This is a genomic window from Microbacterium sp. TPD7012 (assembly GCF_003075395.1).
Lineage (GTDB): Bacteria > Actinomycetota > Actinomycetes > Actinomycetales > Microbacteriaceae > Microbacterium.
On the sequence record NZ_QDFV01000002.1, the window covers coordinates 627,253 to 653,275 of the forward strand.

Annotated in this window: 25 protein-coding genes; 18 read left to right on the plus strand and 7 right to left on the minus strand. The window is 69.5% G+C overall.

The features are described 5' to 3' along the window. Positions 1-8 precede the first annotated feature (8 nt). Positions 9-953 (minus strand): Ppx/GppA phosphatase family protein, encoded by a 945-nt coding sequence (locus tag DC434_RS07025; RefSeq protein ID WP_116634552.1) that lies wholly within the window; start codon positions 951-953, stop codon positions 9-11. A gap of 36 nt (positions 954-989) precedes the next feature. Here DC434_RS07025 and coaA point away from each other — a divergent pair, with 36 nt between their 5' ends. Beyond that, a complete protein-coding gene (coaA, locus tag DC434_RS07030) occupies positions 990-1,934 on the plus strand; it encodes a type I pantothenate kinase (protein ID WP_116634553.1) in 945 nt (314 codons plus the stop codon). A 76-nt stretch (positions 1,935-2,010) separates the two neighbouring features. Next, entirely contained in the window at positions 2,011-3,858 is a 1,848-nt protein-coding gene (gene glmS, locus DC434_RS07035; RefSeq protein WP_116634554.1) for a glutamine--fructose-6-phosphate transaminase (isomerizing), read from the plus strand. Positions 3,859-3,999: 141 nt separating this feature from the next. Here the strand turns inward: glmS and DC434_RS07040 are convergent, their stop codons facing one another. After that, positions 4,000-4,830, minus strand: coding sequence for a type IV toxin-antitoxin system AbiEi family antitoxin domain-containing protein (locus DC434_RS07040; RefSeq protein ID WP_116634555.1), 831 nt, complete (start codon positions 4,828-4,830; stop codon positions 4,000-4,002). A 229-nt stretch (positions 4,831-5,059) separates the two neighbouring features. On the opposite strand from DC434_RS07040, the gene DC434_RS07045 reads away from it, so the two are divergent. From DC434_RS07045 to DC434_RS07100, 12 genes are all read left to right on the plus strand, one after another. Beyond that, on the plus strand, positions 5,060-5,419 hold the full coding sequence (locus DC434_RS07045) for a holo-ACP synthase (protein WP_116634556.1): 360 nt from the start codon (positions 5,060-5,062) through the stop codon (positions 5,417-5,419). After that, positions 5,416-6,522, plus strand: coding sequence for an alanine racemase (gene alr, locus DC434_RS07050; protein WP_116634557.1), 1,107 nt, complete (start codon positions 5,416-5,418; stop codon positions 6,520-6,522). The genes DC434_RS07045 and alr overlap by 4 nt, the downstream gene beginning before the upstream one ends. Then, the gene (gene tsaE, locus DC434_RS07055; RefSeq protein ID WP_116634558.1) at positions 6,519-7,001 is read left to right on the plus strand and encodes a tRNA (adenosine(37)-N6)-threonylcarbamoyltransferase complex ATPase subunit type 1 TsaE; all 483 of its coding nucleotides are present in this window, start codon (positions 6,519-6,521) and stop codon (positions 6,999-7,001) included. Before alr ends, tsaE begins: the two co-directional genes overlap by 4 nt. Then, a complete protein-coding gene (locus tag DC434_RS07060) occupies positions 6,998-7,804 on the plus strand; it encodes a response regulator transcription factor (RefSeq protein ID WP_116634559.1) in 807 nt (268 codons plus the stop codon). Before tsaE ends, DC434_RS07060 begins: the two co-directional genes overlap by 4 nt. A gap of 207 nt (positions 7,805-8,011) precedes the next feature. Continuing rightward, positions 8,012-9,610, plus strand: coding sequence for a PAS domain-containing sensor histidine kinase (locus DC434_RS07065; protein ID WP_116634560.1), 1,599 nt, complete (start codon positions 8,012-8,014; stop codon positions 9,608-9,610). Next, positions 9,607-10,806, plus strand: a complete 1,200-nt coding sequence (locus tag DC434_RS07070) for a hypothetical protein (RefSeq protein ID WP_243408847.1) — start codon at positions 9,607-9,609, stop codon at positions 10,804-10,806. The genes DC434_RS07065 and DC434_RS07070 overlap by 4 nt, the downstream gene beginning before the upstream one ends. After that, positions 10,803-11,420 carry a tRNA (adenosine(37)-N6)-threonylcarbamoyltransferase complex dimerization subunit type 1 TsaB gene (tsaB, locus tag DC434_RS07075; protein WP_116634561.1) on the plus strand — a complete coding sequence of 206 codons (618 nt, stop codon included), beginning with the start codon at positions 10,803-10,805 and terminating at the stop codon, positions 11,418-11,420. Before DC434_RS07070 ends, tsaB begins: the two co-directional genes overlap by 4 nt. After that, the gene (gene rimI / locus DC434_RS07080) at positions 11,417-11,905 is read left to right on the plus strand and encodes a ribosomal protein S18-alanine N-acetyltransferase (RefSeq protein WP_116634562.1); all 489 of its coding nucleotides are present in this window, start codon (positions 11,417-11,419) and stop codon (positions 11,903-11,905) included. Before tsaB ends, rimI begins: the two co-directional genes overlap by 4 nt. Further along, positions 11,902-12,981, plus strand: coding sequence for a tRNA (adenosine(37)-N6)-threonylcarbamoyltransferase complex transferase subunit TsaD (tsaD, locus tag DC434_RS07085; RefSeq protein ID WP_116634563.1), 1,080 nt, complete (start codon positions 11,902-11,904; stop codon positions 12,979-12,981). Before rimI ends, tsaD begins: the two co-directional genes overlap by 4 nt. Further along, entirely contained in the window at positions 12,978-13,466 is a 489-nt protein-coding gene (locus DC434_RS07090; protein WP_116634564.1) for a hypothetical protein, read from the plus strand. The genes tsaD and DC434_RS07090 overlap by 4 nt, the downstream gene beginning before the upstream one ends. A gap of 4 nt (positions 13,467-13,470) precedes the next feature. Continuing rightward, entirely contained in the window at positions 13,471-14,565 is a 1,095-nt protein-coding gene (locus DC434_RS07095) for a hypothetical protein (RefSeq protein ID WP_116634565.1), read from the plus strand. Further along, on the plus strand, positions 14,549-15,808 hold the full coding sequence (locus tag DC434_RS07100) for a hypothetical protein (RefSeq protein WP_116634566.1): 1,260 nt from the start codon (positions 14,549-14,551) through the stop codon (positions 15,806-15,808). Before DC434_RS07095 ends, DC434_RS07100 begins: the two co-directional genes overlap by 17 nt. 6 nt (positions 15,809-15,814) lie before the next feature. Here DC434_RS07100 and DC434_RS07105 read toward each other — a convergent pair whose 3' ends face one another. Further along, the gene (locus tag DC434_RS07105) at positions 15,815-17,023 is read right to left on the minus strand and encodes a class I SAM-dependent methyltransferase (RefSeq protein ID WP_116634567.1); all 1,209 of its coding nucleotides are present in this window, start codon (positions 17,021-17,023) and stop codon (positions 15,815-15,817) included. A 160-nt stretch (positions 17,024-17,183) separates the two neighbouring features. On the opposite strand from DC434_RS07105, the gene groES reads away from it, so the two are divergent. The 3 genes from groES (at position 17,184) to DC434_RS07120 (ending at position 19,973) form a co-directional block, all read left to right on the plus strand. After that, positions 17,184-17,480: a co-chaperone GroES gene (gene groES / locus DC434_RS07110; RefSeq protein WP_028502311.1), complete on the plus strand. Its 297-nt coding sequence runs from the start codon at positions 17,184-17,186 to the stop codon at positions 17,478-17,480. Positions 17,481-17,624: 144 nt separating this feature from the next. Next, entirely contained in the window at positions 17,625-18,557 is a 933-nt protein-coding gene (gene rarD / locus DC434_RS07115) for an EamA family transporter RarD (protein WP_116634568.1), read from the plus strand. Between the two features lie 144 nt (positions 18,558-18,701). Then, positions 18,702-19,973 (plus strand): ABC transporter substrate-binding protein, encoded by a 1,272-nt coding sequence (locus tag DC434_RS07120; RefSeq protein WP_116634569.1) that lies wholly within the window; start codon positions 18,702-18,704, stop codon positions 19,971-19,973. Positions 19,974-20,153: 180 nt separating this feature from the next. On the opposite strand, the gene DC434_RS07125 is transcribed toward DC434_RS07120, so the two are convergent. The 4 genes from DC434_RS07125 to DC434_RS07140 are packed head-to-tail and all read right to left on the minus strand — an operon-like array spanning position 20,154 to position 24,217. Next, positions 20,154-20,924, minus strand: coding sequence for an ABC transporter ATP-binding protein (locus DC434_RS07125; protein ID WP_116634570.1), 771 nt, complete (start codon positions 20,922-20,924; stop codon positions 20,154-20,156). Further along, the gene (locus tag DC434_RS07130; protein ID WP_116634779.1) at positions 20,921-21,874 is read right to left on the minus strand and encodes an ABC transporter ATP-binding protein; all 954 of its coding nucleotides are present in this window, start codon (positions 21,872-21,874) and stop codon (positions 20,921-20,923) included. The genes DC434_RS07125 and DC434_RS07130 overlap by 4 nt, the downstream gene beginning before the upstream one ends. 52 nt (positions 21,875-21,926) lie before the next feature. Continuing rightward, the gene (locus DC434_RS07135; RefSeq protein WP_116634571.1) at positions 21,927-22,904 is read right to left on the minus strand and encodes a branched-chain amino acid ABC transporter permease; all 978 of its coding nucleotides are present in this window, start codon (positions 22,902-22,904) and stop codon (positions 21,927-21,929) included. 5 nt (positions 22,905-22,909) lie between these two features. Further along, positions 22,910-24,217: a branched-chain amino acid ABC transporter permease gene (locus tag DC434_RS07140; protein ID WP_116634572.1), complete on the minus strand. Its 1,308-nt coding sequence runs from the start codon at positions 24,215-24,217 to the stop codon at positions 22,910-22,912. Positions 24,218-24,509: 292 nt separating this feature from the next. Here DC434_RS07140 and guaB point away from each other — a divergent pair, with 292 nt between their 5' ends. Beyond that, the gene (gene guaB / locus DC434_RS07145; protein WP_116634573.1) at positions 24,510-26,012 is read left to right on the plus strand and encodes an IMP dehydrogenase; all 1,503 of its coding nucleotides are present in this window, start codon (positions 24,510-24,512) and stop codon (positions 26,010-26,012) included. Positions 26,013-26,023 lie beyond the last annotated feature (11 nt).

Below are 26,023 nucleotides of genomic sequence, written 5' to 3' on the forward strand. Positions count from 1 at the left end.
CCCGGTTCTCAGCTTCGGGTGCCGCTCCAGTTCAGCTGCTCGATGTAGCGCAGCAGCACGCCCTCGCGCAGCGCCCACGGCGACACCTCGAGCTCCTCGATGTCGAGCACGGTCATCGCCGCATGCAGCGAGACCGCCGCGGCGACGATCTGGAACGTGCGATCCGGCGTGATCCCGGGGAGCTCCTGACGAGCGGATGCCGGGAGCCGCGCGAGACGCGGGATCCAGGAGCCGAGCGAAGCGCGGGGGAGCAGCATCCGATCGGTCCCCGACCAGCCGGGTGCCGGGTATCCGACGAGTCGGGCGAGCGAGCGGATCGCCTTCGACGAGCCGACGACATGATCGGGACGCGGGAGCGCGAGGAACTGCGGCAGCACGGCGGCGAGCGTCTTCTTCGCGTGCGCTCGCAGCCTTTCGACGTCTTCCTCGCCGGGCGGGTCGTTCGGCAGGAACTGCACGGTCATTCGTCCGGCGCCCAGAGGGACGGATGCCGCGGCATCCGGCATCTCCTCGGCACCCGCCGCGATCTCGAGCGAGCCGCCGCCGATGTCGAGGAGCAGCAGCTGCCCCGCCGACCACCCGAACCAGCGGCGCACCGCGAGGAAGGTCAGCTCGGCCTCGGTCTCGCCGTCGAGCACCTGGAGCGGCTGCCCGAGGGCGGCCTCGATGCGGGCGATCACGTCGACGCCGTTCTGCGCGTCGCGCACCGCGCTCGTCGCGGTCGCCAGGAGCTCGTCGACCTTCTCGCTGTCGGCGACCCTGCGCGCCTGCGCGACCGCCTCCTCGAGCGCGACGACCCCTTCCTCGGAGATCGCACCCTCCGGTGTGAGGTAGCGCATGAGGCGCAGCACCGTCCGGTCGCTCGTCTTCGCGAGCGGGCGACCGCCGGGGCGGACGTCGGCGGCGAGCATGTGAACGGTGTTGGAACCGATGTCGAGGACTCCCAGGCGCACGGGAAGAGACTACTCGTGCCCCGATACGATGGAACAGTGACCACCGTCGACTCCGCGCAGCCGCTGTCTCCGTATCGTGAGATCGGTCGCGCGGAATGGGCGCGTCTGGCCGCCGACCTCGATCAGCCGCTCAGCGAGACCGAGGTCGTCGAGGTCCGCGGCATCGGCGACAGGCTGAGCATGACCGAGGTCCGCGAGGTCTACCTGCCGCTCAGCCGCCTGCTCAGCCTCTACGCCACGTCGACCAAGCGCCTCGGAGCGGCGACCTCGTCGTTCCTGCAGGAGGACGACACGACGACGCCATTCGTCGTCGGCGTCGCCGGCTCGGTCGCCGTCGGCAAGTCGACGATCGCCCGACTGCTGCGCGAGCTCATGAGCCGCTGGCCCGGCACGCCCCGGGTCGAGCTCGTCACGACCGACGGCTTCCTCTACCCGAACGCCGAGCTCGGGCGCCGGGGTCTGATGGAGCGCAAGGGCTTCCCGGAGTCGTACGACCGACGCTCCCTCATCGAGTTCCTCACCGAGGTGAAGAGCGGGGCCCCCGAGGTGCGCGCTCCCTTCTACTCGCACATGCGGTACGACATCGTCCCCGACGCGCATGTCGTCGTGCGGCGGCCCGACGTCGTGATCGTCGAGGGGCTGAACGTGCTGCAGCCGCCGCCCGCGCCGAACGACGTCGCGGTCAGCGATCTGTTCGACTTCTCGATCTTCGTCGACGCCGACACCTCGCACATCGAGAAGTGGTACGTCGACCGCTTCCTCGCGCTGCGGCAGGGCGCGTTCAGCAATCCGTCGTCGTACTTCAACGTCTTCGCGCACCTCACCGACGAGGAGGCGATCACGACGGCGCTCGGCTACTGGAACGAGATCAACATGCCGAACCTCGTCGAGAACGTGATGCCCACCAAGCACCGCGCGCGTCTGGTCCTGAACAAGGGCGCCGACCACACGGTCGAATCCGTCCTGCTCCGCAAGCTCTGACTCTCTGAACTGCCACGGGAGCGGCCCCGGGCTATTGTTCGGACGACTCGCAAAAGTTGCCGCTTATCTTTGAAGCATGTGTGGAATCGTCGGATACGTGGGCCCGCGCCCCAGCCAGGACATCCTTCTCGCCGGCCTCGCCCGCCTCGAGTACCGCGGATATGACTCCGCCGGCGTCGCCGTCATCGACGGAGACGGCGCGCTCGGGATGCGCAAGAAGGCGGGCAAGCTCGCCGTGCTGCGCGACTCGCTCGCCGATGCACCCCTCTCGGACGGCTCGACCGGCATCGGCCACACCCGCTGGGCGACGCACGGCGGTCCGACCGACGTCAACGCGCACCCGCACCTCGCCGACGACGACAAGCTCGCCGTCATCCACAACGGCATCATCGAGAACTTCTCGGCGCTGCGCGAGGAGCTCCTCGCCGACGGCGTCGTGTTCCGCAGCGAGACCGACACCGAGGTGGCCGCAGCCCTCCTCGGCCGCGAGTACGCCGGCAACGGCGGCGACCTGCAGCTCGCGTTCCGCAGCGTCGTGAACCGCCTCGAGGGCGCGTTCACGCTGCTCGCGATGCACGAGGACCACCCGGGGCTCGTGGTCGGCGCTCGCCGCAACTCCCCGCTCGTCATCGGCCTGGGAGAGGGCGAGAACTTCCTCGGCTCCGACGTCGCCGCGTTCATCGAGCACACCCGCAAGGCGCTCGCGATCGGGCAGGACCAGATCGTCTCGATCACCCCGGATGCCGTCACCGTCACCGACTTCTTCGGAGCGCCGGTCCAGGCCGAGCCGTTCGACGTCTCCTGGGACGCCGCCGCCGCCGAGAAGGGCGGATGGTCGAGCTTCATGGCCAAGGAGGTCGCGGAGCAGCCCGAGGCCGTCGCGAACACGATCCGCGGCCGCATCCAGGACGGCCAGGTCGTCATCCCCGAGCTCGACGGGCTCGACGAGCTCTTCACCGGCATCAACCGCGTGATCATCACGGCCTGCGGCACGGCATCCTACGCAGCGCTCGTCGGCAAGTACGCGATCGAGCAGTGGGCGCGCGTCGCGGTCGACGTCGAGCTCGCGCACGAGTTCCGCTACCGCGACCCGGTGATCGGCGCCGACACGCTCGTCGTCTCGATCAGCCAGTCGGGCGAGACCATGGACACGCTCATGGCCGTCAAGTACGCCCGCGAGCGCGGTGCCCGCACCCTCTCCATCTGCAACACGCAGGGCGCGACCATCCCGCGCGAGTCGGATGCCGTCGTCTACACGCACGCCGGTCCCGAGGTCGCCGTCGCGTCGACCAAGGCGTTCTCGGCGCAGATCACCGCGCTCCTGCTGCTCGGCCTGCACATGGGCCGCGTGCGCGGCACGGTCGCCGATGCATCCTCCGACGTCGCCGAGTTCGCCGCTCTGCCCGAGAAGGTCGCCCGCGTGCTCGAGAGCGAGCAGGAGCACGTCACCCAGCTCGCCGGCTGGATGGCCGACACCCGCTCGGTGCTGTTCCTCGGCCGCCACGTCGGCTACCCGATCGCGCTCGAGGGAGCTCTCAAGCTCAAGGAGATCTCGTATATCCACGCCGAGGGCTTCGCCGCCGGCGAGCTCAAGCACGGTCCGATCGCGCTCATCGAGCCCGGCCAGCCGGTGTTCGTGCTGGTGCCGTCGCCGCGTCACTCGGCGCTGGTGCACTCCAAGGTCGTCTCGAACATCCAGGAGATCCGCGCTCGCGGCGCCCGCGTGATCGTGATCGCCGAAGAGGGCGATGCCGCGGTGCTGCCCTTCGCCGACGAGGTCATCCACATCCCGCTCGCGGGCCCGATGTTCGAGCCGCTGCTCGCGGTCGTGCCGCTGCAGATCTTCGCCATGGCGCTCGCCACGGCCAAGGGCCTCGACGTCGACCAGCCGCGCAACCTCGCGAAGTCCGTCACGGTCGAGTAGGCCCTCTCGGCGGTCTGCACGTCGCGCGCTTCGCAGTCCCTGCACTTTGCAGGTCGAAAATACATCTGCAGGTCGGATCGGGCTGATTCGACCTGCAGATGTATTCTCAGCCTGCGATCCGACTCCGACTCCGACTCCGCCTCACCCTCGGGATCGTCCGAGCGCGGGCAGGATCGCGGCGAGGACCGTCGGCCAGTCGTGCACGATCATGGCGTAATCGAATCGCAGGGTCTCGAATCCGAGGGCGGATGCCGCGGCATCCCTTCGCAGATCGTCATGCCGCTTGGCGTGCGTGTGGTTCTCCCTGCCGTCGGCCTCGAGGATGATCCGCCCGGCCACGACGAAGTCGACCCGGCCCACGCCGGGGATCGAGACCTGACAGTCCAGGCGGATGCCGTGCAGATGCAGCCGCAGTCTGAGCAAGGATTCGAGCCCGCTCTCGGCATCCGGCCGCGCGAGATCGAGCAACCAGCCGGCCGCTCGGGGCAGTTCGCGGCGGATCCGTGCGCGGTCGTGGGCGCCGATGAGGCGCTTGTTCCAGGCTGACTCATACGCGGCGAAGAAGGCCTCTTCATCGAGGCAGCGGTAGGCGTGGATCAGGCAGACCACGACGGGGGCGAGTCCGAGCCCCGCGGAGCCGGGCGAGTAGTGGGTGGTGCACGAGCATCCCTCGTGGGAGTGCGGACGGCCGCTCCGTCCCATCCAGACGTGAGCCTCGTGGTTCGGCGCGGGGAGCATCCAGACACCGTGGGCGCGCAGCGCCGCAGCGCAGGTGAGGCTGCCCCCGTGTGCGGCGGCCGCCAGGACTCCGGCATCCGTCTTCGGCAGAGCGAAGACCCCCTGTCGCACACGCCGGATCTCGCCGGCATCCGCCGCGGCCGCGATCCTCGTGCGCGAGCATCCGTAATCCTGGAGTGTGGTTCCCCGTGCGACGCCGCCGAAGCGGGCGAGGAGATAGGCCGGATCCATCATGTCCCGAGCCTCCGACACTCCGGCCGTGCCGCAGCCCGGAAGGAGGGCATTGTGGATGGATATCGGCGCGCCGACGGCTGTGCAGTATTCGTCGTCGGCCGTCTGCAGGTCGAGATCACACGTGCAGGTCGGATAGGCCCGATTCGACCTGCAGATGTGATCCTGACCGACGAACTGCCGAACCCCATCGAACCGGCGGCCAACCGCCACGGCTCGGTAGGCTGAACGGGTGATCATCGGGACCGGCATCGACCTCGTGGACATCCCGCGGTTCGAACGGACCATGGAGCGGACGCCACGTCTGCGCGAGCGACTCTTCGCGCCGTCGGAGCGGGCTCTCCGCCTTCCCTCCCTCGCCGCGCGCTACGCCGCGAAGGAAGCGCTGATCAAGGCGCTGGGCGGTTCGGACGGCGTGCATTGGACCGAGATCGAGATCGCCTCGGAGTCCTCGGGCAAGCCGCACTTCGTCCTCTCGGGTTCGACGGCCGCCGTCGTCGAGGAGCGCGGCATCCTCACGCTCCACCTCACCCTCACCCACGACGCCGGTCTCGCCGCCGCGTTCGTCGTCGCCGAAGGAGCGCCACTGTGACCGTCCCGTTCCGCGAAGCGACCATCGACCTCGATGCGATCGCCGACAACGTGCGGCACTTCCGTCGACTCACCGGCGTCGAGATCATCGCCGTCGTGAAGGCGAATGCCTACGGCCACGGTGCGGCAGCCACCGCCGTCGCCGCCCTGTCCGCCGGCGCCACCCGCATCGGCGTCGCCGAGATCCCCGAGGCGCTGGAGCTGCGCCGGCAGGGCGTGCACGCCCCGATCATGGCGTGGCTGCATGCGCCGGGGGAGCGGTTCGAGCGCGCCGCCGCCGAGAACATCGAGCTCGGGATCTCCTCCTTCGATCAGCTCGAGGCCGCGGCGGCCGCGGCGAGCGTCGACCGACCTGTCGGCGTGCACCTGAAGTTCGAGACCGGACTCTCGCGCAACGGCATCGCCCCGGCGGACTGGGCGCGGGTGCTCGCGGAGGCGGCGCGGCTCGAGCGGATCGGGCGCCTGCGCATCGTCGGCCTGTTCAGCCACCTCTCGAACACCTCGCCCGAGGACGACAGGGCGGCCCTCGCAAGATTCGAGGAAGGCGTCGCCGCTGCGGCGTCCTTCGGCATCCGTCCGGAGATCCGGCACATCGCGGCCACTGCGGCGGCCATCGACCTGCCCGAGATGCGCCTCGACGCGGTCCGCATCGGCATCGGGCTGTACGGACTCTCGCCGTTCGACGATCGCCGCTCCTCCGAACTGGGGCTGCGCCCCGCGATGACCCTGCGCGGATCGATCGCGGCCGTGCGCCGAGTGAGCGCCGGTTCCGGCGTCTCGTACGGCTACGACCACCGCACCGACCGCGACACCACGCTGGTGCTCGTCCCGCTGGGGTACGCCGACGGTGTCCCCCGCAGCGGTTCCGGCAGGCTCCCGGTGTCGATCGCCGGGCGGCGCTTCCTGAACGTCGGGCGCGTCGCGATGGACCAGTTCGTCGTCGACGTCGGCGACACCCCTGTCTCGATCGGCGACGAGGTGGTGCTGTTCGGCGACCCCACGCTCGGCGTGCCGTCGGCCGCGGAGTGGGCGGATGCCGCGGGCACGATCAACTACGAGATCGTCACGCGCATCGGCCATCGGGTGCCCCGGCGGGCATCATGAGCGTCGACACCGCGTTCCTCGGGCGCCGGGAGATCGCCACCTCGGAGGAGATGGAGCAGCTCGGCCTGCGCATCGGCGAGCAGCTCGCGGCGGGAGATCTGCTCATCCTCACCGGTCCGCTCGGCGCGGGGAAGACGACGTTCACGCGTGGACTCGCGGAGGGCCTCGGCGTGCGCGGACCCGTGCAGAGCCCGACCTTCGTGATCGCTCGCACGCATCCGTCCCTCGTCGGGCGGGCACCGCTCGTGCACGTCGACGCGTACCGCCTCGGCTCCGCCGCCGAGCTCGACGACCTCGATCTCGATCTCGCGCGGTCGGTGGTCGTGATCGAGTGGGGCCGCGGGATGGCCGAGGAGCTCGCGGATTCGTGGTGGGACATCGAGCTGGAGCGCCCGGTGGGCGGCGAGGACATCGACCCGTCGGAGCTGGATGCCGACGCCCCGCGGGTCGTCACGATCCGCAAGGAGGCGGCATCATGAGCGAGCGAAGCATCGGCGCTCTCGTGGCCGTGATCATCGAGGACGATGCCGATGTGAGGTCGCTGCTCGACGAGGTGTTCCGCGCTGCCGGCTTCCGGACCGTCCTGACCGGCTCGGGCCTGGAGGGCATCGCCGCGATCGAGGAGCACGCTCCCGTCATCACGACGCTCGACATCAACCTTCCGGGGATCGACGGCTTCGAGGTCGCCCGCAGGATCCGTCGGATCAGTTCGACGTTCATCATCATGCTGTCCGCGCTGGCGGACGAGTCAGATGTCGTGCTCGGGCTGACCTCCGGCGCGGACGAGTACCTGGTCAAGCCGTTCCGGCCGCGCGAGCTCCGGGCGAGGATCGAGGCGCTTCTCCGCCGTCCGCGCAGCGAGGACCCGCGCAGCGTGCCGGCGGCCCGCACCGTGGCGGACACTCCACCGGCACCGAGCGCCGACGCGACGGTGCTGACGTGGCGGGGGATGGTGCACCGCGACCTCAGCCTCGACCTCGACACCCGGATCGTCCTGGTGGGGCAGCGGCGGATCGACCTCACCCCGACCGAGTTCGAGCTGCTCGCGGCGCTTCTCACGGCGCAGCGGAGGGTCTGCAGCAAGGCCGAGCTGGCTCTCGGACTGCGCGGCGTCCCTCCCGGGGTGTCCGGTCATGTCAGCGAGCCCGACAAGCGCGCCATCGAGACGCACATCGCGAACCTGCGACGCAAGATCGGCGACAGCTCCGCGGAGCCGCGATACGTGGAGACGGTGCGTGGCGTGGGCTACCGTCTCACCCCCGCGGACGACGACACGCGGTAGGTCTGCTGGTGAGGCCGCGGCTCCCCAGCCGCGGCCCCGACGCCTGCGAATCCCCTAACTCGCGCGGCCCAGCGCCTGCGAATCCCCAGTCGCAGAGTCAGCCCCCACTCAGGATGTTAGAGCCGGGAGGCCGCCTGAAGAGCGCAGTGACCCGATCTTTGAGTAATCTTGCGTGAAAGCTGAGGATCGACCGGAGGGCGGGCGAGGATGATCCGCACGGTCTCGATCTGGCGATGGCAGCTGGTGTTCACAGCCAGCATCGTGGCGATCGTCGTCATGATCACCGCATTCACGCCGGAGACGCTGGGAATCCCGCTGTTCATCGCGGCGCTGGCCCTCGTCGTCGTCACGACGCTGCTGGCCTTCGTCATGCCATGGCACCGGCTCCCGCGCCGGGCGGTGGCCGTCCTTCCGCTGCTCGACGCGCTCGCCGTCGGGTTCGCCACGAGTGCACCCGACATCCGGCTCGGACTGCTCTGGGTCTTCCCCGTCACGTGGCTCGCCACGTACTTCACGATGCCCTGGGTGCTCGCCGGGGTGGCCTTCTGCGGGGTCTGCCTCGTGCTCTTCGCCGAGCGCACGGGGGATACCGCCGATCTGCTGCTGCGCGTCCTCACCGTCATCATCACGCTGAGCTTCCTCGGCGTCACGGTGCGCATCGGCTCGCAGCGGGCACGGGCCGCACGACGCCTTCTCGAGCGGCGTTCGGAGCAGGTGAACCGCGCGGCCGAACGGGCCGAGACCAACCAGCGCCGGGTCACCCAGATCATCGACGCGCTGGGCGTCGCTCTCGTCGTCGTCGCCGGGGACGGGCGGATCCTCCAGATGAACGACGCCTACCGCGCGTTGTACGGCCGAGGCCGCTTCGGCGAGACGCTCGCGTCGGCCGCGGTCGAGTACGACCGACGGCGCGGTGCCGCCGTGCCGCCGGGCCGCACGACCCTGGCGCGCGCCGCGAACGGCGAGCGCCTGCACGACGAGCGGGTCTGGCTCTTCGACAGTGAGGGGCACTGGCGCGCCCTTCAGGTGAGCACGCAGCCGATCGCCGCCGCGGCGGAAGGCGCGCACGTCACGCTGGTGGTGATCGACGACATCACCGAGCTGCTGGAGGCGGCCGAGGAGCGCCGCGCGCTGGCGGCCGTGGTCTCGCACGAGCTGCGCAATCCGCTCACGGCCATCATCGGCCACGTCGATCTGCTGCTGGAGCGCGACGATCTCGCTCCACAGGTCACCGCGCAGCTGGAGGTCATCGCGAACGCGGGTGAGCGGATGGAGGGTCTCGTGGCGAGCACGTTGGAGACGACGAAGAGCGCGCCGGCGGAGCCGTTCGAACCCGTCGATCTGCGCGAGGTCGTCGAGGCGTCCGCGGCGTCATATGCGCCCCTCATCTCCGGCAATCGCCAGGAGCTCGGGATCAGCGGTGCGGAGAGCCTCGTCATCTACGGCGACGCGTTCCGGCTGCGGCAGGTGCTCGACAACCTGCTCAGCAACGCGGTCAAGTACACGCCGGCCGGCGGCCGAATCGACGTCCGCCTCGGCACGGCGGCCGACGGGCAGGCCGAAGTGGTCATCAGCGATACCGGAACGGGCATCGCCGCCGATGAGCTGCCGCGCCTGTTCGACCCCTACTTCCGCACCGACCGCGCCGTCCAGGCGGGTATCGCGGGCACCGGACTCGGCATGGGCATCGCCCGGGGCATCATCGAGGCCCATGAAGGAAGCATCGGAGTGGAGAGCGGAGTCGGCGCCGGCACGACCGTCACCCTGCATTTTCCGCAGCGGCGAGTGAAAGAGGTCCTGGAATGATCGTGCCCGCCCACGTGCCCGTGCACGTCGACATCACGACCAGCATGGTCGCCGTCGTGACGGTCCTGGCCGCCCTGGTCTTCACCCTCGCGACGCTGGCGCGTCCCAGCAGGGCGACCGTCACCTGGGGGGCCGCGTTCGGGCTCGGCGTGCTCGGCGCATATCTCTGGCTCGCCGGGAACCAGACGTCGGACCCCCTGATGAGAGCCGCCGCGTCGGGCCTCCTGCTGTGCTTCGAGCCGCTCGTCTGGATCGGGCTGCGGATGCATCTGCGCCGGCGGGTCGTCTGGTGGCCCGTGGCGGTCTACCTGGCGATCGTCCCGTCGCTGCTGGTGCTGACGGCGAAGACGCCGGTGTATCTGCTCACCTTCCACACCGTGTTCGTCGTGAGCGGCGTCTTCGCCGCCTTCGTCGGCTACGAGCTGCTGCGCCGGCAGCCGGGCCCACGCGACATCCTCCTCCCGCTCGCCCTGGCCTCGTGCGCGTTCATCGTGGTCGCGGTCACCGCAGCCGTGGCCGCCGCCATGAACCAGGGGGTGAGCACCGATGAGCAGCTCAGCACGCTCCGCGGGATGAACGCGGTGGGAACGCTCGTGCTGAGCACGTGCGCCGCCTTCACCTTGGTGCTGATGGTCAGGGCGGAGGCGACACCGCCCTCCGCGATCGAGGCCGCGATCGAGCGCGCCCGGTGGCGGCTGCTGAAGGCCGGCGCCCAGAACGAGCAGGTGTGGTCGCTCCTCGACGTGCGCCTGGACGACCCCGCCGATCTGCGTGAGGCATCGACAGGCTCCACTTTCGCGATGATCGCCGACCGGTTCCACGACGACATCCAGGACGCGCTTCCCGCTGCCGCAGACGCCATCCGCATCGACGACACCCGGGCGATCGTCATCATCCGAGGGAGCGAGGAAGCGGTCCGGTTCCACATGCGCGACATCCTCACCCGCATCTCGACCATCGAGCGGGGCGACTCCATCGACGGCATCCGGGCGTCGGCGAGCATCGGCTGGGCGACGGTCGCCTCCACCGGATACGACTACGACGAGCTCGCCGCCGCGGCGGGAGCGGCGGCGGTCCGCGCCCGTGCGGCAGGCGGAGACCGATGGAAACTGTCGACCTCGTCGGATGCGCCCGCCGCAGAGGTCGAGGCGCCGACGAGCGTGCCCCCGGCGGGCCGGACTACCCTGGAGAGGTGATCCTCGCCGTCGACACCTCCCTGGGCACCGCCGTCGCCCTCATCGACGCCGACGGGACCCGGCGCGCCGAGGCGGCGACCGTCGATCCTCTCGGTCACGCCGAGGTCATCGGCGTCCTGCTCGCCCAGGTGCTCGCCGAGGCCGGCCCCGGGGACATCACGCATGTCGTCGCGGGCATGGGCCCCGGCCCCTTCACCGGCCTGCGCATCGGCATCGCCGCTGCCCGCGCGTTCGCGCTCGGCCGGCGCATCCCCGTGGTGTCCGTGCCCAGCCACCTCGGAGCCGCGCTGACCGCTCTCGAGACCGAGTCCGGCCCCTTCGCGATCGTCACCGATGCCCGCCGCCGCGAAGTCGCGATCACGGTGTTCGACGGAGCGGATGCCGACGGCATCCCGCGCGTCGTCGCCGAGACCGTCCTCGTCAAGGCCGTCGATGCCGACGCGCACCTCGCAGGCATCCGCCGTGTCGACGTCACGACGCTCTCCGGTGCCGACCTCGCACGCGTGGGTGCCCGCGCGCTCGCCGCCGGGCGCTCGCTCGCGGGTGACGAGCCCCTCTACATGCGCCATCCCGACGTCACCCTGCCCGGGGCCCCCAAGAAGGTCCGGTCATGACGCTCCGCCCCGCGATCCCTGCCGACCTCGACGCCATCATGCTGATCGAGAACCGCTCGTTCCCGACGGATGCGTGGAGCGCCGAGACCATGGCCGCCGAGCTCGCCAGTCCGCACGGACAGTACCTGATCGACGAGCATGACGGCGTCGTCATCGGCTACGGCGGCATCCGTGCGCTGCAGGGGAGCGCGGATGCCGACATCCAGACCATCGCCCTCCTCGCCGGGCATCGCGGCGAGGGACGGGGACGCGCTCTGCTGCGTGCCCTGCTGGCGGCTGCACGGGAGCGCGGTGCGCGCGAGGTCTTCCTCGAGGTGCGTGCGGACAACCCTGCGGCAGCAGGCCTCTATCTCGCGGAGCACTTCGAGGAGATCGGCAGACGTCCTCGTTACTATCAGCCGGACGACGTGGACGCCATCGTCATGCGACGCGACCTGCGCCGGCATCCGCTGTCCGCCGATGAGCCGCAGGAGGCGAACGCATGAGTGAGCCTCTGGTGCTCGGCATCGAGACGAGCTGCGACGAGACCGGTATCGGCATCGTCCGCGGGCGCACCCTGCTCTCCAACACGATCGCCTCGAGCATGGACGAGCACGCGCGCTTCGGCGGCGTCGTTCCCGAGGTCGCCGCCCGGGCGCACCTCGAGGCGCTGCAGCCCTCCATCGACGCGGCACTGGCCGAGGCCGGGGTGACACTCGACGACCTCGATGCGGTCGCGGTCACCAGCGGGCCGGGCCTCGCGGGCGCGCTCATGGTCGGCGTCGGTGCGGCGAAGGGCCTCGCCGTGTCGTTGGACAAGCCGCTGTATGCCGTCAATCACCTCGTCGGCCACATCGCCGCCGACATCCTGACCCCCGACTCCGAACCGCTGGAGTACCCGACCATCGCACTGCTGGTCTCCGGCGGGCACACCTCGCTGCTGCACGTGCGCGACCTCACGACCGACGTCGAGCTGCTCGGCGAGACCATGGACGATGCCGCCGGAGAGGCCTTCGACAAGGTGGCCAGACTCCTCTCGCTGCCGTATCCCGGCGGGCCGGAGATCGACCGCGCGGCCCTCGACGGCGACCCCGACGCGATCCGCTTCCCGCGGGGGCTCTCCCGCGCATCCGATCTGGCGAAGCACCGCTACGACTTCTCCTTCTCGGGGCTGAAGACCGCCGTCGCCCGCTGGGTGGAGGGCTTCGAGGCCGACGAGGTGAACCGGGGCGCGGCCATCCCGGTCGCCGATGTCGCCGCGAGCTTCCGCGAAGCGGTCGTCGACGTGCTGGTGACGAAGGCCCTCGCCGCCTGCGCGGATCTCGGTGTTCCCCGGCTGCTGCTCGGCGGCGGGGTCATCGCGAACAGGCGCCTGCGCGAGGTCGCCCTCGCGCGTGCCGAGGCGGCCGGCGTGACCGTGCGGATCCCGCCCCTCTCGCTGTGCACGGACAACGGCGCGATGATCGCGGCACTGGCCGCCGAGCTGATCTCCTCGGGGCGCGGACCGTCGACCCTCGCGTTCGGGGCGGACTCCACGCTCCCGGTGACGGAGATCCAGGTCGCGGAGGCGGTTCCGGCATGAGCGATCTCCCGCGCACCCCCGACGCCGAAGGGACCGCACCGGCCCCACGCCCGAGCATCGAGCGCCCCAGCGGCGAGGTCGAGCAGCCGGCGGGTGCGACCAGGATCCCCGGCGCGCGCCGGGACGGGTACGCCAAGCTCCCCACCGGGCCGGTCGGCATCGAGCCCGTGGTCGTGAGCGGCCCCGACCTCGACGCCGTCGACGACACCGAGTGGGAGCCCACGACGGACACCGCCGTGATCGACGACACCCGGCTGGCGCCGTGGGCGCTCCTCGCCGCGATCGTCGCGCTGGGCGCATCCTTCTTCGTCGGCTGGGGCATCCCGGTGGCGGTCGTCTCGGTCATCGCCGCGATCATGTCGCTGCGGCGGCCGGTCGAGAGCCGCGCGATCGCCCGCTGGGCGCTGGTGCTCGGCCTCTGCGCGACGGTCTACAGCCTGGGCTGGCTCGTCTGGGCCGGTATGCAGTTCGAGCGGCTCGGATAGCCGGATGCTGGACGCCGACGAGCTCGCGGAGATGCGTGCACTGCAGGCGCGGGCATACGGGCGCGACGGCGGGCTCTCGCACGCCGAGGCCGCGCGACTGCGCGGCCTGCAGGAAGGCGCGGTCGAGCGTGGGGTGTCGAGCGTCGCACCGGAGAGCGGACAGACAGCCGTCGACGCCGGCACCGCGGGCAGCATCACCGATAGTCGCGTCACGGGAGCCGTCGAGCCGACGGAACCCGCCCCCGCCGCGACCTCCCCGGCCGTCCGGGAGCCGGTCGACGAGGCTCCGGCATCCGCTCCTGCTCTGCGCCGTGCACCCGCGCGGTGGATCGCGCTCGCGGCAGTGGTCGTGCTCCTGTGCGGCGTCGGGATCGGATGGCTCCTGTTCGGCCAGAGCCGTGCCGCGGCGGTCGCCCTCACCGCCGAACAGCAGGAGTGGCAGAACGCGCTGACCGCCGAGGGCGACTACGACCCGTCGTCGATCCGCGCCCTGGCCGTGAAGGAGGGCGTGGTCGTCTGGACCGCGACGAAGGAGGAGCGCCAGCGCACCTGCCTGATCCTCGGTGACGGCGAGAGCACCTCACCGATCTGCCAGCTGACCGAGATGGTCGCCGAGTCCGGCATGTACGGGTCGCTCATCGTCGACTCCGTCGGCGTCACGCAGCGCGAAGTCTCCGCCCAGCTGCTGTTCGCCGCATCGGGGGAACCCGCCGTCGCCGTCAGCAGCTACGACTACAGCTCGGGATCCGCCGGCATGATCTACGCGAACGAGAACGAGACGCGCATCGCGGAGAAGCTCGCCGACGAGGGGTTCGACCCGCGTTCGATCTGGGTGGCCGGCTACGACGGCGATGTGCCGATCTGGAGCGCGATGCAGCTCGACTCACCGGGGGCATGTCTCATCTACGACGGCTCCCTCTCTCCGTCTCCGATGGTGTGCGCCGACCCGCAGACCATCGTGGAACAGGGCGCGGGGCTCGTCCTGAACGTCGTCGATCCGCAGACGGGCACGACGACCACCTTCGAGTTCTCGCCGCACGGACCGTCAGCCCTCGTGATCACCCGGGAGCGGGGTGAGGTCGGTGCCGGGGGAGACTGACTCCGAGGAGCGGGGGAGACTGCAGCGGAAGGCCTACGGGCGCGCCGGCGGACTGACGGATGCCGAGGCGCGACGGCTGCGCGAGCTCGAGGACGCGCGGCCGGCGCTGATGCTCTCGACGACGCCGCCGTTGCCGGCACGCGCTGCCGAGCCGCCGACGCTCATCGATCGCGAGCACGTGCCGCAGGGCACAGCTGCGACGGCTTCGCTCGGGGCCGCCGTGCCGCCCGGCGCCGAGGCGCAGGAACCGTTCGCGGGCACCGACGGCACCGCCCGCCCCGCCGCCGAGAAGGGAAGCACCGCCGAGATGGGTGGCGAGCGGCGGCGCAGCGCGTGGCTCGCGGTTCCTCGACGCCGGTGGGGGCTGGTGGCCGCGGCCTCGGCGCTGCTGCTCGCGATCGGCGTGGGCGCGGGCTGGGCGCTCTTCGCTCAGCGCCCCGAGGTCATCCCTCTCACCGAGGAGCAGCAGCAGCGGCGACTCGAACTGTACGAGCAGGGCGAATACGACCCGGGCACGCTGCGCGCGGTCGGGCAGGACGACGACGCCCTGGTCTGGTACGGCACGAGAGAGGACGGACGACTGATCTGCGTGGTGATGGATGTGCAGGAGGCGTCGTCCGACTCCTGTGAGGACCGCGACGCCGTCGGTCCGTTCGGGTTGTCGACGTTCGTGATGGTGCCGGACACCGTCGATGCGGATGCCGATCCCGCCGTCGCCTCGGGCACCAGCGTGAACGTCTACATGATGTTCTCCACGACGGGCGAGCCCATGGTCTCGATCCAGCGGTGGACGCCGAACCTCACGATGGTGAACCAGTTCCAGGGCGACGAACGCGCCAGGGCGACGGAGCTGTTCGAGCAGGGGTTCTCGATGGGTCTGTCGCTGGTCGGCTACTTCCAGGACGAGCCGGTGTGGCTGGGGTCCCGGTTCGCCGACGGCGATGACGCGACCTCGTTCGAGCAGTGCATGATCATCGACGCCCCGAAGGAGCGCCCGGTGTGCAGCACGACCTTCGACCTGCCCGGTGCGGGGCTCTTCGCGGTGGTCGACGGGGTCGACGGCGGGGTCCCCGTCTCCTGGACGATCGGCGTGCAGAACACGCAGAACCAGACGCCGTTCCTCACCATCACGAGGGACTCCTCGTTCACGTCGCCCTCTTCCCCCGGCGACACGGTCCGCATCGAGTCCCCTCCGGGCGATCCGATCCGCGTCGAGGCTCCGCCGGACGATCCCGGCGAGTGACGGCGCTCAGGCCGCGGCGGGAACGCGGTCGGCGAGGATCGCACGGCGCTGGTCGCCCACCCGCACGAGGATCAGCGTGGCCTCCGCGTCGCCGCGCAGTGTGAGCTTCCTGCGGAAGGCCGCGGGATCGACGTCGACCCCGCGCTTCTTGATCTCGAGCCGGCCGATCCCGTTCGCCTTCAGCACGGCGTTGATCGCCTTGGGCGTGGCCGGCATGGTCTCCCGCACGCGGAACGACTGCACGAACGGGCTCGTCACCGCGGCATCCGACGTCAGGTAGGCGATGTGCTCGTCGAGCATCCCCGCATCGAGGCTCCGCGCGACGTCGCCGATGAGCCGCGCACGGATGACCGCCCCGTCCGGTTCGTGCAGGAATGCGCCGAGCTCGCGGACCGGAGCATCGTCGGCGTCTGCGCCGGAGGTCAGCTCGTGCGAGCGCTCGCCGCGGATCACGAGGGCCGCACGACGCACGCCTTCGCGCGCGAGAGCACCGCTCCACACCACCAGCTCGACCACGCTGCCGTCGGCGCTCACCCACTGCGCCTCGCTGTCGGACGGGAGCGCGTCGCGGTCGTGCGCGGGGCCGAGCTTGATGCCCGTCGGCATCCGTGCGGCGACGTCGAAGGCCCAGTCGAGGGAGGGGGAGTAGTCGTCGGCGGACACGCGTCGCGTCTCGCTGTGGCCGGCGGTGCGCCGCGCGGGGTCCATCCAGACGGCGCCGGGTGTCTCGCCGGGCACGTCGAGAGCGTCCTCCGCCGTGCCGTGGCGGACGACCGCGGAATCCCCGAACGGGGCGAGGTTGTAGGCGGCGATCACCGAGGTGACCTCGTCGGCGTCGACCGCGAGCACGTCGAGTCCCGCGCCGGCGAAGGCGAGGGCGTCGCCGCCGATGCCGCAGCCGAGGTCGGCGACCCGCGTGATGCCGACGCTGCGGATGCGCTGCGCGTGCCGCGCGGCGACGGCGAGCCGGGTGGCCTGCTCGAGCCCCGCGCGGGTGAACAGCATCCGACCGGCGAACGCGCCGAACTTCGCCGTCGCCTTGGAGCGCAGGTGCGCCTGACCGACCACGGCGGAGACCAGATCGGGAGAGTGCCCTGCCGCGCGCAGACGGGAGACGGCGCGAGCGACCTCGGCGGTCGAGTCGAGGGCGCCCAGCTCATCGAGCAGCTCGAGCCCCTCGGGGGTCAGCAGGGCTCGCAGCTCGGACATCTCCACGCCCTCAGCCTAATTCCCCCGCCCCCGTCGCCGAGCCGGCGGGTGGCATTGGCACTCGCATTGCATGAGTGCCAGCCGAGCGCATAGACTGGATTAGCACTCTCGGGTTGAGAGTGCGAACAAGTCTTTCGTGTCAGCGTCAAGAAAGAAGAGGTAGACCGTGTCGGTTTCCATCAAGCCGCTCGAGGACCGCATCGTCATCCAGCAGGTCGAGGCCGAGCAGACCACCGCGAGTGGCCTGGTCATCCCCGACACCGCCAAGGAGAAGCCCCAGGAGGGCGAGGTCGTGGCTGTCGGCCCCGGCCGCATCGACGACAACGGCAACCGCGTTCCGATCGACGTCGCCGTCGGCGACCGTGTCCTGTACAGCAAGTACGGCGGCACCGAGGTGAAGTTCGGCGCAGACGAGTACCTCGTCCTGTCGGCCCGCGACGTGCTCGCGGTCGTCGTCCGCTGAACCAGCGTTCCTCGGAAGGGACTCGGATGCTTCGGCATCCGGGTCCCTTCTGCTTTCCGCCAGACGGCGTCGGTTTCCTGCCGGACTCCTTCGGTCCATGGCCATGTGGCGTCCGCGGACTGTCGCGCGGCATAGGGTTGTGCAGTGCCCTCTGAGACGACCCGCGCCACTCGGACCGCCGGAGTCGCCTACGCCGGCGGCGCCTATCTGCTCTGGGGCATCCTCCCGCTCTACTTCCTCCTCCTCGTGCCGACCGGGCCGTGGGAGGTCGTCGCCTGGCGAGTGCTGCTGTCGCTGGTCTTCTGCCTCCTGCTGCTGACGGTGACGCGCGGATGGGCCGCCTTCGGTGTGATCCTGCGGCAGCCGAAGCTCTTGGGCTGGACGGCGCTGGCCGGCCTCCTCATCTACGTCAACTGGCAGGTGTTCGTGCTCGGCACGCTCACCGGCCACGTCGTCGAGACCAGCCTCGGCTACTTCATCAACCCGATCACCACCGTGCTGCTCGGCGTCTTCGTGCTCAAGGAGCGCATCCGCCGTCTGCAATGGGCAGCCATCGCCATCGCCGCGATCGCGGTCGTCGTGATCGTCGTCGCCTACGGCTCGTTCCCCTGGATCGCGCTGTCGCTGACGGCGTCGTTCGGCGTCTACGGGCTGATCAAGAAGAAGATCGGTCCGGCCGTCGACGCGGTGAGCGGGCTGACGCTGGAGTCGTTCTGGCTGATCCCGATCGCCGTCGTGCAGCTGATCATCGTCGCGCAGACGCCCGCCGGAATCACGATGGGGGCGAACGGCTGGGGTCACGCCCTGGTGCTCGGGTTCGCCGGCGTCGTCACGGCCGTTCCGCTGCTGCTCTTCGCGGCGGGCACACGACGCATCGACCTCACGGTGATCGGCATGATCCAGTTCGTCACCCCGGTGATGCAGTTCATCCTCGGCGTCGTGGTCCTCGGGGAGCCGATGCCGGCCGAGCGATGGGCCGGATTCATCATCGTGTGGATCGCGATCATCGTCTTCGTGGTGGACCTCATCCTGGCCGCTCGCCGGGGCCGCGCCGCCGCCGAGCCCGAACCGGTCTGATCCCCGGTCCTGTCGCAGGCCGGACTCGGTGTCGGATCGTTAACGCACCGAAACACTAGCGACCCCTGACGGCGTGTCCCACGCTCTAGTGTTAGAGCACCCGAGCGTGGTCACAATCCACGTTCAGTTACGCAAGGGAGCATCATGAACGCACTGAAGGGTTCGCGCAGCGCGAAGGTCTTCGCAGGGATCGCGCTTCTCAGCGCATCCGCAATGGTCATCGCCGGCTGCAGCAGCACTCCGGAGGGCTCGCCCTCCGAAGGCGACGACAAGCCGGCCGCCGACCTGACACTCAAGCTCGGGTCTCTGCTGCCGCAGACCGGTTCGCTGTCGTTCCTCGGCCCGCCCATGGAGTCGGGCGTCGGACTCGCCGTCTCCGAGGTCAACGAGGCCGCCGCAGGCGTCACCATCGACCTGACCGCCGAAGACGAGGGCGACACCGACACGAAGGCGTACGAGACCTCGATCACCAAGCTCCAGGGCGCGGGCGTCACCGCCATCGTCGGCGCTGCGGCATCCGGCGTCTCCCGCCTCATCCTCGACGGCAACGTGAGCGCCGGCATCCTGCAGATCTCGGCGTCGAACACCGGCCCCGACTTCACCGACTGGGACGACAAGGGACTCTACTTCCGCACCGCTCCCAGCGACCTGCTGCAGGGCGAGGTCCTCGGCAACCTGATCGCCGAAGACGGACACAAGACCCTCGGCGTCATCTACCAGAACGACGCCTACGGCACGGGTCTGTTCGACAACATCAAGTCGACCTTCGAGGGCGCGGGTGGCGAGGTCGTCGCCGACGCCTCGTACAACGTCGGTGACGGTCAGTTCGACGCTCAGGTCGAGACGATCAAGGCAGCCAACCCGGATGCCGTCGCGATCGTGTCGTTCGACCAGTTCAAGACCATCGCCCCGCTGCTGCAGAACGCCGGCATCACGCCGGACAAGTGGTACCTGGTCGACGGAAACCTGTCGGACTACGGCTCCTCGCCCGACACGAACTTCTCGTTCTCGCTCGAGGGCGCGCAGGGCACCAAGCCCGGCCCGGCGCTCGAAGACGACTTCACCGAGCGTCTGCAGACGTTCTGGACCGGTGAGGGCAACCCCGAGGTCAACGACTTCACGTACGCCGCCGAGGCATACGACGCCGTCGTCCTCGTCGCTCTCGCGTCGCTCGCGGCCGGTTCCACCGAGGGCGCGGACATCGCGGCCAAGATGGCCGAGGTCTCCGGCGGCACCGGCGACGGTGAGAAGTGCACCAGCTTCGCTGACTGCGCCAAGATCATCAACGACGGTGGCACGGCCGACTACGACGGCTACTCCGGCGAGGTCACGTTCGACGAGAACGGCGACCCGCAGGGTGCCTCGATCGGTACCTACAAGTACGGTGCGGACAACCTGATCACCCGCACGAACTGATCACACGCGAAGGCCCCGGATGCTCAGCATCCGGGGCCTTCGTCGTGCGCTCGGCCCTTCGACAGGCTCAGCCCTTCGACAGGCTCAGGGACCCAGCCCTCTGGGTCGCTGAGCCTGTCGAAGCGTCCTGGCACGGAAGAGGGGCGGATGCCGCAGCATCCGCCCCTCTTCTCTTCCGCGTCAGGCGGCGTCTTCGGTGCCGAGCGTGCCGAGGTACAGGCCGATGACCTTGGGGTCGTTGAGGAGGTCGCGACCGGTGCCCTCGTAGGCGTCCCGTCCCTGGTCGAGCACGTAGCCGCGGTCGCAGATCTGCAGGCAGCGCCGGGCGTTCTGCTCGACCATGATCGTCGTGACGCCGGCCTTGTTGATGTCGGAGACGCGGATGAACGCGTCATCCTGGCGCACGGGGGAGAGGCCGGCGGATGGCTCGTCGAGCAGCAGCACCGACGGATCCATCATGAGCGCGCGCGACATCGCCACCATCTGCCGCTCACCGCCGGACAGCGAACCGGCACGCTGCTTGAGCCGCTTGCCGAGCTCGGCGAAGATGCTGCTGACGAACTCCAGACGCTCGGCGTAGATCTTGGGGTTCTGGTAGAGCCCCATCTGGAGGTTCTCCTCGATGGAGAGCGACGGGAAGACGTTGTTGGTCTGAGGGACGAAGGCCACGCCGCGCTTGACGAGCTTGTCGGCCTTGAGTCCCACGATGCTCTCACCGTGGAGCGTGACATCACCCTCGCGCACGTTCACCATGCCGAAGATCGCCTTCAGCAGAGTGGACTTGCCGGCACCGTTCGGGCCGATGATGCCGATCAGCTCGCCCTTGTGCGCGACGAGGTTCGCTCCGTTGAGGATGTTCACGCCGGGCAGGTAGCCCGCGTGCACGTCCTTCAGCTCCACGATGACGTCGTCGTTCTTGATCTCGTTCCGGACAGGCGTCTGGTCGGTCATGCCTTCTTCTCCTCGGCGTCGTCGGCGGATTCCTCGGCCTCGACCTCGGCCTCGACCTGTTCGCGGAAGCTCACCGGGTCGATCTCCGAGATCACGGGGATGCGGCCGGTCACGGCGCCGAGGTCGACGTCCTGGTGGGCGCCGAGGTAGGCGTCGATCACGGCGGGGTCCGCCATGACCTCGTCCGGCGGTCCTTCTGCGACGACGCGTCCTTCGGCCATGACCACGACCCAGTCGGCGATGTGGCGGACCATGTGCATGTCGTGCTCGACGAACAGCACGGTCATGCCGAGGCCCTTGAGATCGAGAATGTGGTCGAGCAGCGACTGCGTGAGCGCGGGGTTCACCCCGGCCATCGGCTCGTCCAGCATGACCAGCGTCGGGTCGCTCATCAGCGCCCTGGCCATCTCGAGCAGCTTGCGCTGCCCTCCCGAGAGCGAGGCTGCGAAGTCCTGCTCCTTGGCGTCGAGCTTGAACCGCGCCAGAAGGTCGCGGGCCTTGGCCTCGATCTCGGTGTCCTGCTTGCGCCACAGGAACGGGAACAGGCTCGACCAGAACCCTTCGCCGCGCTGGCCGGGGGCACCGAGCTTCATGTTCTCGAGCACCGTCAGCAGCGACAGCGACTTGGTCAGCTGGAACGTGCGGACCTGCCCCATCCGCGCGACCTTGAAGGACGGCACGCCGGAGAGGTTCTTTCCGTCGAACGACCAGGTGCCGCTGTTGGGCTTGTCGAAGCCGCAGAGCAGGTTGAACAGCGTCGTCTTGCCGGCGCCGTTGGGACCGATGAGCGCCGTGATCGCGCCGCGCGGGATCTCGAGGTGGTCCACGTCGACGGCGGTGAGTCCGCCGAAGCGCCGCTCCACGCCGTCGGCGATGAGGATCGGATCGACCTTCGCCACGCCGGGCTTCACTTCGCCCGTGGTCAGGCCCGTGGTCTTCGGCCGACGGATGCTCCCGGTGGCCGGGGCGGCGGTCCCCTCGGGGACCGCCTCGGGGGTCAGTTCACTTGACAAAGGTCATCTCCCTCTTGTCGCCGAGGATGCCCTGGGGGCGGAAGATCACGAGCAGCATCAGCGCGATGCCGATGAAGATGAACACCAGCGTCGAGGCCTGGCTGTCGGACATCGGCAGGATCCCCGATTTCGCCATCGCCGGCAGCAGGTTCGCCATGAAGGCGAACACGACCCAGAAGAGGATCGCTCCGAGCGTCGGCCCGATCACGGTGGCCGCGCCGCCGAGGAGGAGGACCGTCCACAGGAAGAACGTCAGCGAGGTCGTGTAGCTGCCGGGGACGACGGCAGAGGGGAGGACGAACACGATCCCGCCCGCCGCGCCGATGACGCCGCCGACGATGAGCGCCTGCATCTTGTAGGCGAAGACGTTCTTGCCGAGCGAGCGCACGGCGTCCTCGTCCTCGCGGATGCCCTTGAGCACGCGGCCCCACGGGCTGCGCATCAGCGCCCACACCAGCAGGATCGCGACGACGAGCACGATCAGCCCGAACACGCGGTTCCAGAGATCGTCCGCGCTGTACGTCCACGGCCCGAACCCGTATGTCCCGACAGGGAAGGGGTTCGCGTCACGGAAGCCGCCGTTGAACTGGGCGAGGCCGTCGGCGGAGTTGGTGTACTCGTCGAAGACCTGCGTGGTGAACAGCAGGCGCACGATCTCACCGGCCGCGATCGTCGCGATCGCGAGGTAGTCGGCCCGCAGACGCAGGGTCGGGATGCCGAGCAGCACCGCGAAGAGCGCGCCGCCGAGCAGACCGATCAGCATGCCGATCCACCACGGGAGCCCGAAGGTGAGCACCGAGATGGCGTAGCCGTAGCCGCCGATCGCCATGAACGCGGCCATACCGAAGTTGAGCAGGCCGGCGAAGCCGAAGTGCATCGCGAGACCTGTCGCCGCCAGGGCGTACGCCAGGGTGACCGGGCTGAACAGATAGACGGCGGTGTTGGAGAAGATGCTTCCGAAGTCCATGGCGGTCAGCCCAACCTTTCCCTGCGGCCCAGCAGTCCCTGGGGTCTGACGAGGAGGATCACGATGAGCACGACCAGGGCGCTCGCGTACTTCAGGTCGGAGGGGATCCAGAGCGTCGAGACCTCGACCGCGATACCGACGATGAGCGAGCCGACGAGAGCACCGAACGCGGTGCCGAGGCCGCCGAGCGTGATCGCGGCGAAGATGAGCAGCAGCATCTGCGCGCCCATGTCCCACTTCACGCCGGGGCGGAAGTACGCCCAGAGGATGCCGGAGATCGCCGCCAGCGTGCCGGAGAGGATCCACACGTAGCGGACCACCTTGTCGACGTCGATGCCGGATGCCGCGGCGAGCTGCGGGTTGTCCGAGATCGCGCGGGTCGCCTTGCCGATGCGGGTGCGCGTCAGGAAGAAGGCGACGCCGAGGATCACGATGATGCTCACGCCCATGCCGATCATGTCGATGTACGACAGCGAGATCGGACCGAACTGGATCGGGGCGGGGCTGGCACCGGGAAGCTGCCGCGTACCACCGCCGATCAGGTACTGGAACGCGTAGCGGAGCGCCAGCGAGAGGCCGATGCTGACGATCATGAGCTGCACGACACCGAGACCGCGCCGCCGCAGCGGCCGCCAGATGCCGGCATCCAGGGCCCAGCCGAAGAGGCCTCCGCCGATCACCGCCGCGATGATGCCGACCCACAGCGGAAGCTGCCAGAACGTGGTCGTCACCAGGGCGACGAGGCCGCCCCAGGTGACCATCTCGGCGTGGGCGAAGTTCGACAGCCGGGTGGTGCCGTAGATCAGGGCCGCGCCCATCGAGGCGAGCGCGAGGAGCAGACCGAAGTTCAGGCCGCCGACGAGTCGCGAGAGCAGCTGATCGAGGAACGAGACGGTGATCCGCTGCCCCTCGCCGAGGAACAGGTTCATGATCTTGGTGCCGGTGAGGCCGAACTCGACCTCGAACGAGGCTGTCGTGCCGGCGATGGGCTGCGTGCCCTCCGGCAGCAGACTCGCGTCGACGATCACGCCGTCCGGAAGGGTCTTCTCATCGACGGTGAGCGTGTACTTGTCCTTCTCGGGCACGTACAGCCGCCACTTGCCGTCGACGTCGGTCTCGGTCTCACCCTTGAATCCGTTGCCTTCGATCTGCATGACGACGCCCTCGACAGGCTCGTCGTCGAAGGTGATGACCCCGGCGAAGTAGAAGTCCGTCACCTCCTGCTCGTCGTCGGAGGTCTCCGCCGAAGCGGATGACGGAGGCAGTACCAGGAACGCGGTCAGCGCCATGAGGATGCCGAGGAAAGCGACCACCCAGGGTCGTTTTCGCTGCACGGCGATTGTTGTGGGTCCCACGCAACCTCCACTGTGAGTGCTTTCTCTGCGGCATCGGGTGTGAACCGCAGGGTGGACGACGTTTTGAGCGTAGTGCGCGTTTTGCGATTCACCTACACCGGCGGCATCCCGTGCGGACGAGGGGCGCTTCCGGGAATGTTCGCGGGCGTGTCTCGCTTAGAATCTTCATACGGGTTTTCGACCCGCACCGGCCGACGTCGACCACCCCACTCGCACTCGGATTCGCGCGACTCGCGCAGGAGGAGCTTCCATGGACCAGCACGATCCCTTCGGCTTCGTCGGACTGACGTACGACGATGTGCTGCTCCTTCCGGGGCACACCGACGTCATCCCCAGCGAGGCCGACACGTCGTCGCGCATCACACGCCGCATCTCGGTCGCCACCCCGCTGCTGTCGAGCGCGATGGACACGGTCACCGAATCGCGCATGGCGATCGCGATGGCGCGTGAGGGGGGCATCGGCATCCTGCACCGCAACCTGTCGATCGCGGATCAGGCCGCTCACGTCGACCGCGTCAAGCGCAGCGAGTCCGGCATGATCACCGACCCGATCACGACGACGGCCGACGCCACGGTCGAAGAGGTCGACGCACTGTGCGCCAAGTACCGCATCTCGGGTCTTCCCGTCATCGACGACGACGGAAAGCTCGTCGGCATCATCACCAACCGCGACATGCGCTTCGTCTCGGGCTTCGAGCGGCAGACCACGTTCGTGAAGGACGTCATGACGAGCGAGAACCTCGTCACCGCCCCCGTGGGCGTCGCGGCCGGCGAGGTCATCGCGCTGTTCGCGAAGCACCGTGTCGAGAAGCTCCCTCTCATCGACGAGGACGGCAAGCTCGCCGGCCTCATCACCATCAAGGACTTCGACAAGAGCGAGAAGTACCCGCTCGCCACCAAGGACGACCAGGGCCGGCTCCGCGTCGGTGCCGCGATCGGATTCTTCGGCGACGCGTGGGAGCGGGCGGAGGCGCTGCGCGATGCCGGCGTCGACGTGCTCGTGGTCGACACGGCCAACGGCCAGTCGCAGGGCGTCATCGACCTCGTCCGCCGTCTGAAGGCCGACGAGACGTTCGAGCACATCGACATCATCGGCGGCAACGTCGCCACGCGCGAGGGCGCCCAGGCGCTGGTCGATGCCGGCGTCGACGCCGTCAAGGTCGGCGTCGGACCGGGCTCGATCTGCACCACCCGCGTCGTGGCCGGTGTCGGCGTGCCCCAGGTCACGGCCGTGTACGAGGCATCGCTCGCCGCGCGTCCCGCCGGTGTCCCGGTGATCGCCGACGGCGGCCTGCAGTACTCGGGCGACATCGCCAAGGCCCTCGTCGCCGGTGCGGACGCCGTGATGCTCGGCTCGCTCCTCGCGGGCACCGACGAGTCGCCGGGCGAGATCGTCTTCCAGTCCGGCAAGCAGTTCAAGCAGTACCGCGGCATGGGGTCGCTGGGCGCGATGCAGACCCGCGGCAAGCAGACCTCGTACTCGAAGGACCGCTACTTCCAGGCCGACGTCCCGAGCGACGACAAGCTCATTCCCGAGGGCATCGAGGGGCAGGTGCCGTACCGCGGCCCGCTCGCCGCGGTCGCGTACCAGCTCGTCGGCGGCCTGCGTCAGTCGATGTTCTATGTCGGCGCGCGCACGATCGAAGAGCTCAAGACCCGCGGGAAGTTCGTGCGCATCACCTCGGCGGGTCTCAAGGAGTCGCACCCGCACGACGTGCAGATCGTCGTCGAGGCGCCCAACTACAAGAAGTAGGGATTCGACGG

What these genes read in the sequence shown, in the direction of transcription:
- glmS (WP_116634554.1), top strand. Translation starts at nt 2,011, where the DNA reads ATGTGTGGAATCGTCGGATACGTGGGCCCGCGCCCCAGCCAGGACATC.
- DC434_RS07040 (WP_116634555.1), bottom strand. Translation starts at nt 4,830, where the DNA reads ATGATGGATCCGGCCTATCTCCTCGCCCGCTTCGGCGGCGTCGCACGG.
- tsaE (WP_116634558.1), top strand. Translation starts at nt 6,519, where the DNA reads ATGAGCGTCGACACCGCGTTCCTCGGGCGCCGGGAGATCGCCACCTCG.
- DC434_RS07060 (WP_116634559.1), top strand. Translation starts at nt 6,998, where the DNA reads ATGAGCGAGCGAAGCATCGGCGCTCTCGTGGCCGTGATCATCGAGGAC.
- DC434_RS07065 (WP_116634560.1), top strand. Translation starts at nt 8,012, where the DNA reads ATGATCCGCACGGTCTCGATCTGGCGATGGCAGCTGGTGTTCACAGCC.
- DC434_RS07070 (WP_243408847.1), top strand. Translation starts at nt 9,607, where the DNA reads ATGATCGTGCCCGCCCACGTGCCCGTGCACGTCGACATCACGACCAGC.
- rimI (WP_116634562.1), top strand. Translation starts at nt 11,417, where the DNA reads ATGACGCTCCGCCCCGCGATCCCTGCCGACCTCGACGCCATCATGCTG.
- tsaD (WP_116634563.1), top strand. Translation starts at nt 11,902, where the DNA reads ATGAGTGAGCCTCTGGTGCTCGGCATCGAGACGAGCTGCGACGAGACC.
- DC434_RS07090 (WP_116634564.1), top strand. Translation starts at nt 12,978, where the DNA reads ATGAGCGATCTCCCGCGCACCCCCGACGCCGAAGGGACCGCACCGGCC.
- DC434_RS07095 (WP_116634565.1), top strand. Translation starts at nt 13,471, where the DNA reads ATGCTGGACGCCGACGAGCTCGCGGAGATGCGTGCACTGCAGGCGCGG.
- DC434_RS07120 (WP_116634569.1), top strand. Translation starts at nt 18,702, where the DNA reads ATGAACGCACTGAAGGGTTCGCGCAGCGCGAAGGTCTTCGCAGGGATC.
- DC434_RS07125 (WP_116634570.1), bottom strand. Translation starts at nt 20,924, where the DNA reads ATGACCGACCAGACGCCTGTCCGGAACGAGATCAAGAACGACGACGTC.
- DC434_RS07135 (WP_116634571.1), bottom strand. Translation starts at nt 22,904, where the DNA reads ATGGACTTCGGAAGCATCTTCTCCAACACCGCCGTCTATCTGTTCAGC.
- guaB (WP_116634573.1), top strand. Translation starts at nt 24,510, where the DNA reads ATGGACCAGCACGATCCCTTCGGCTTCGTCGGACTGACGTACGACGAT.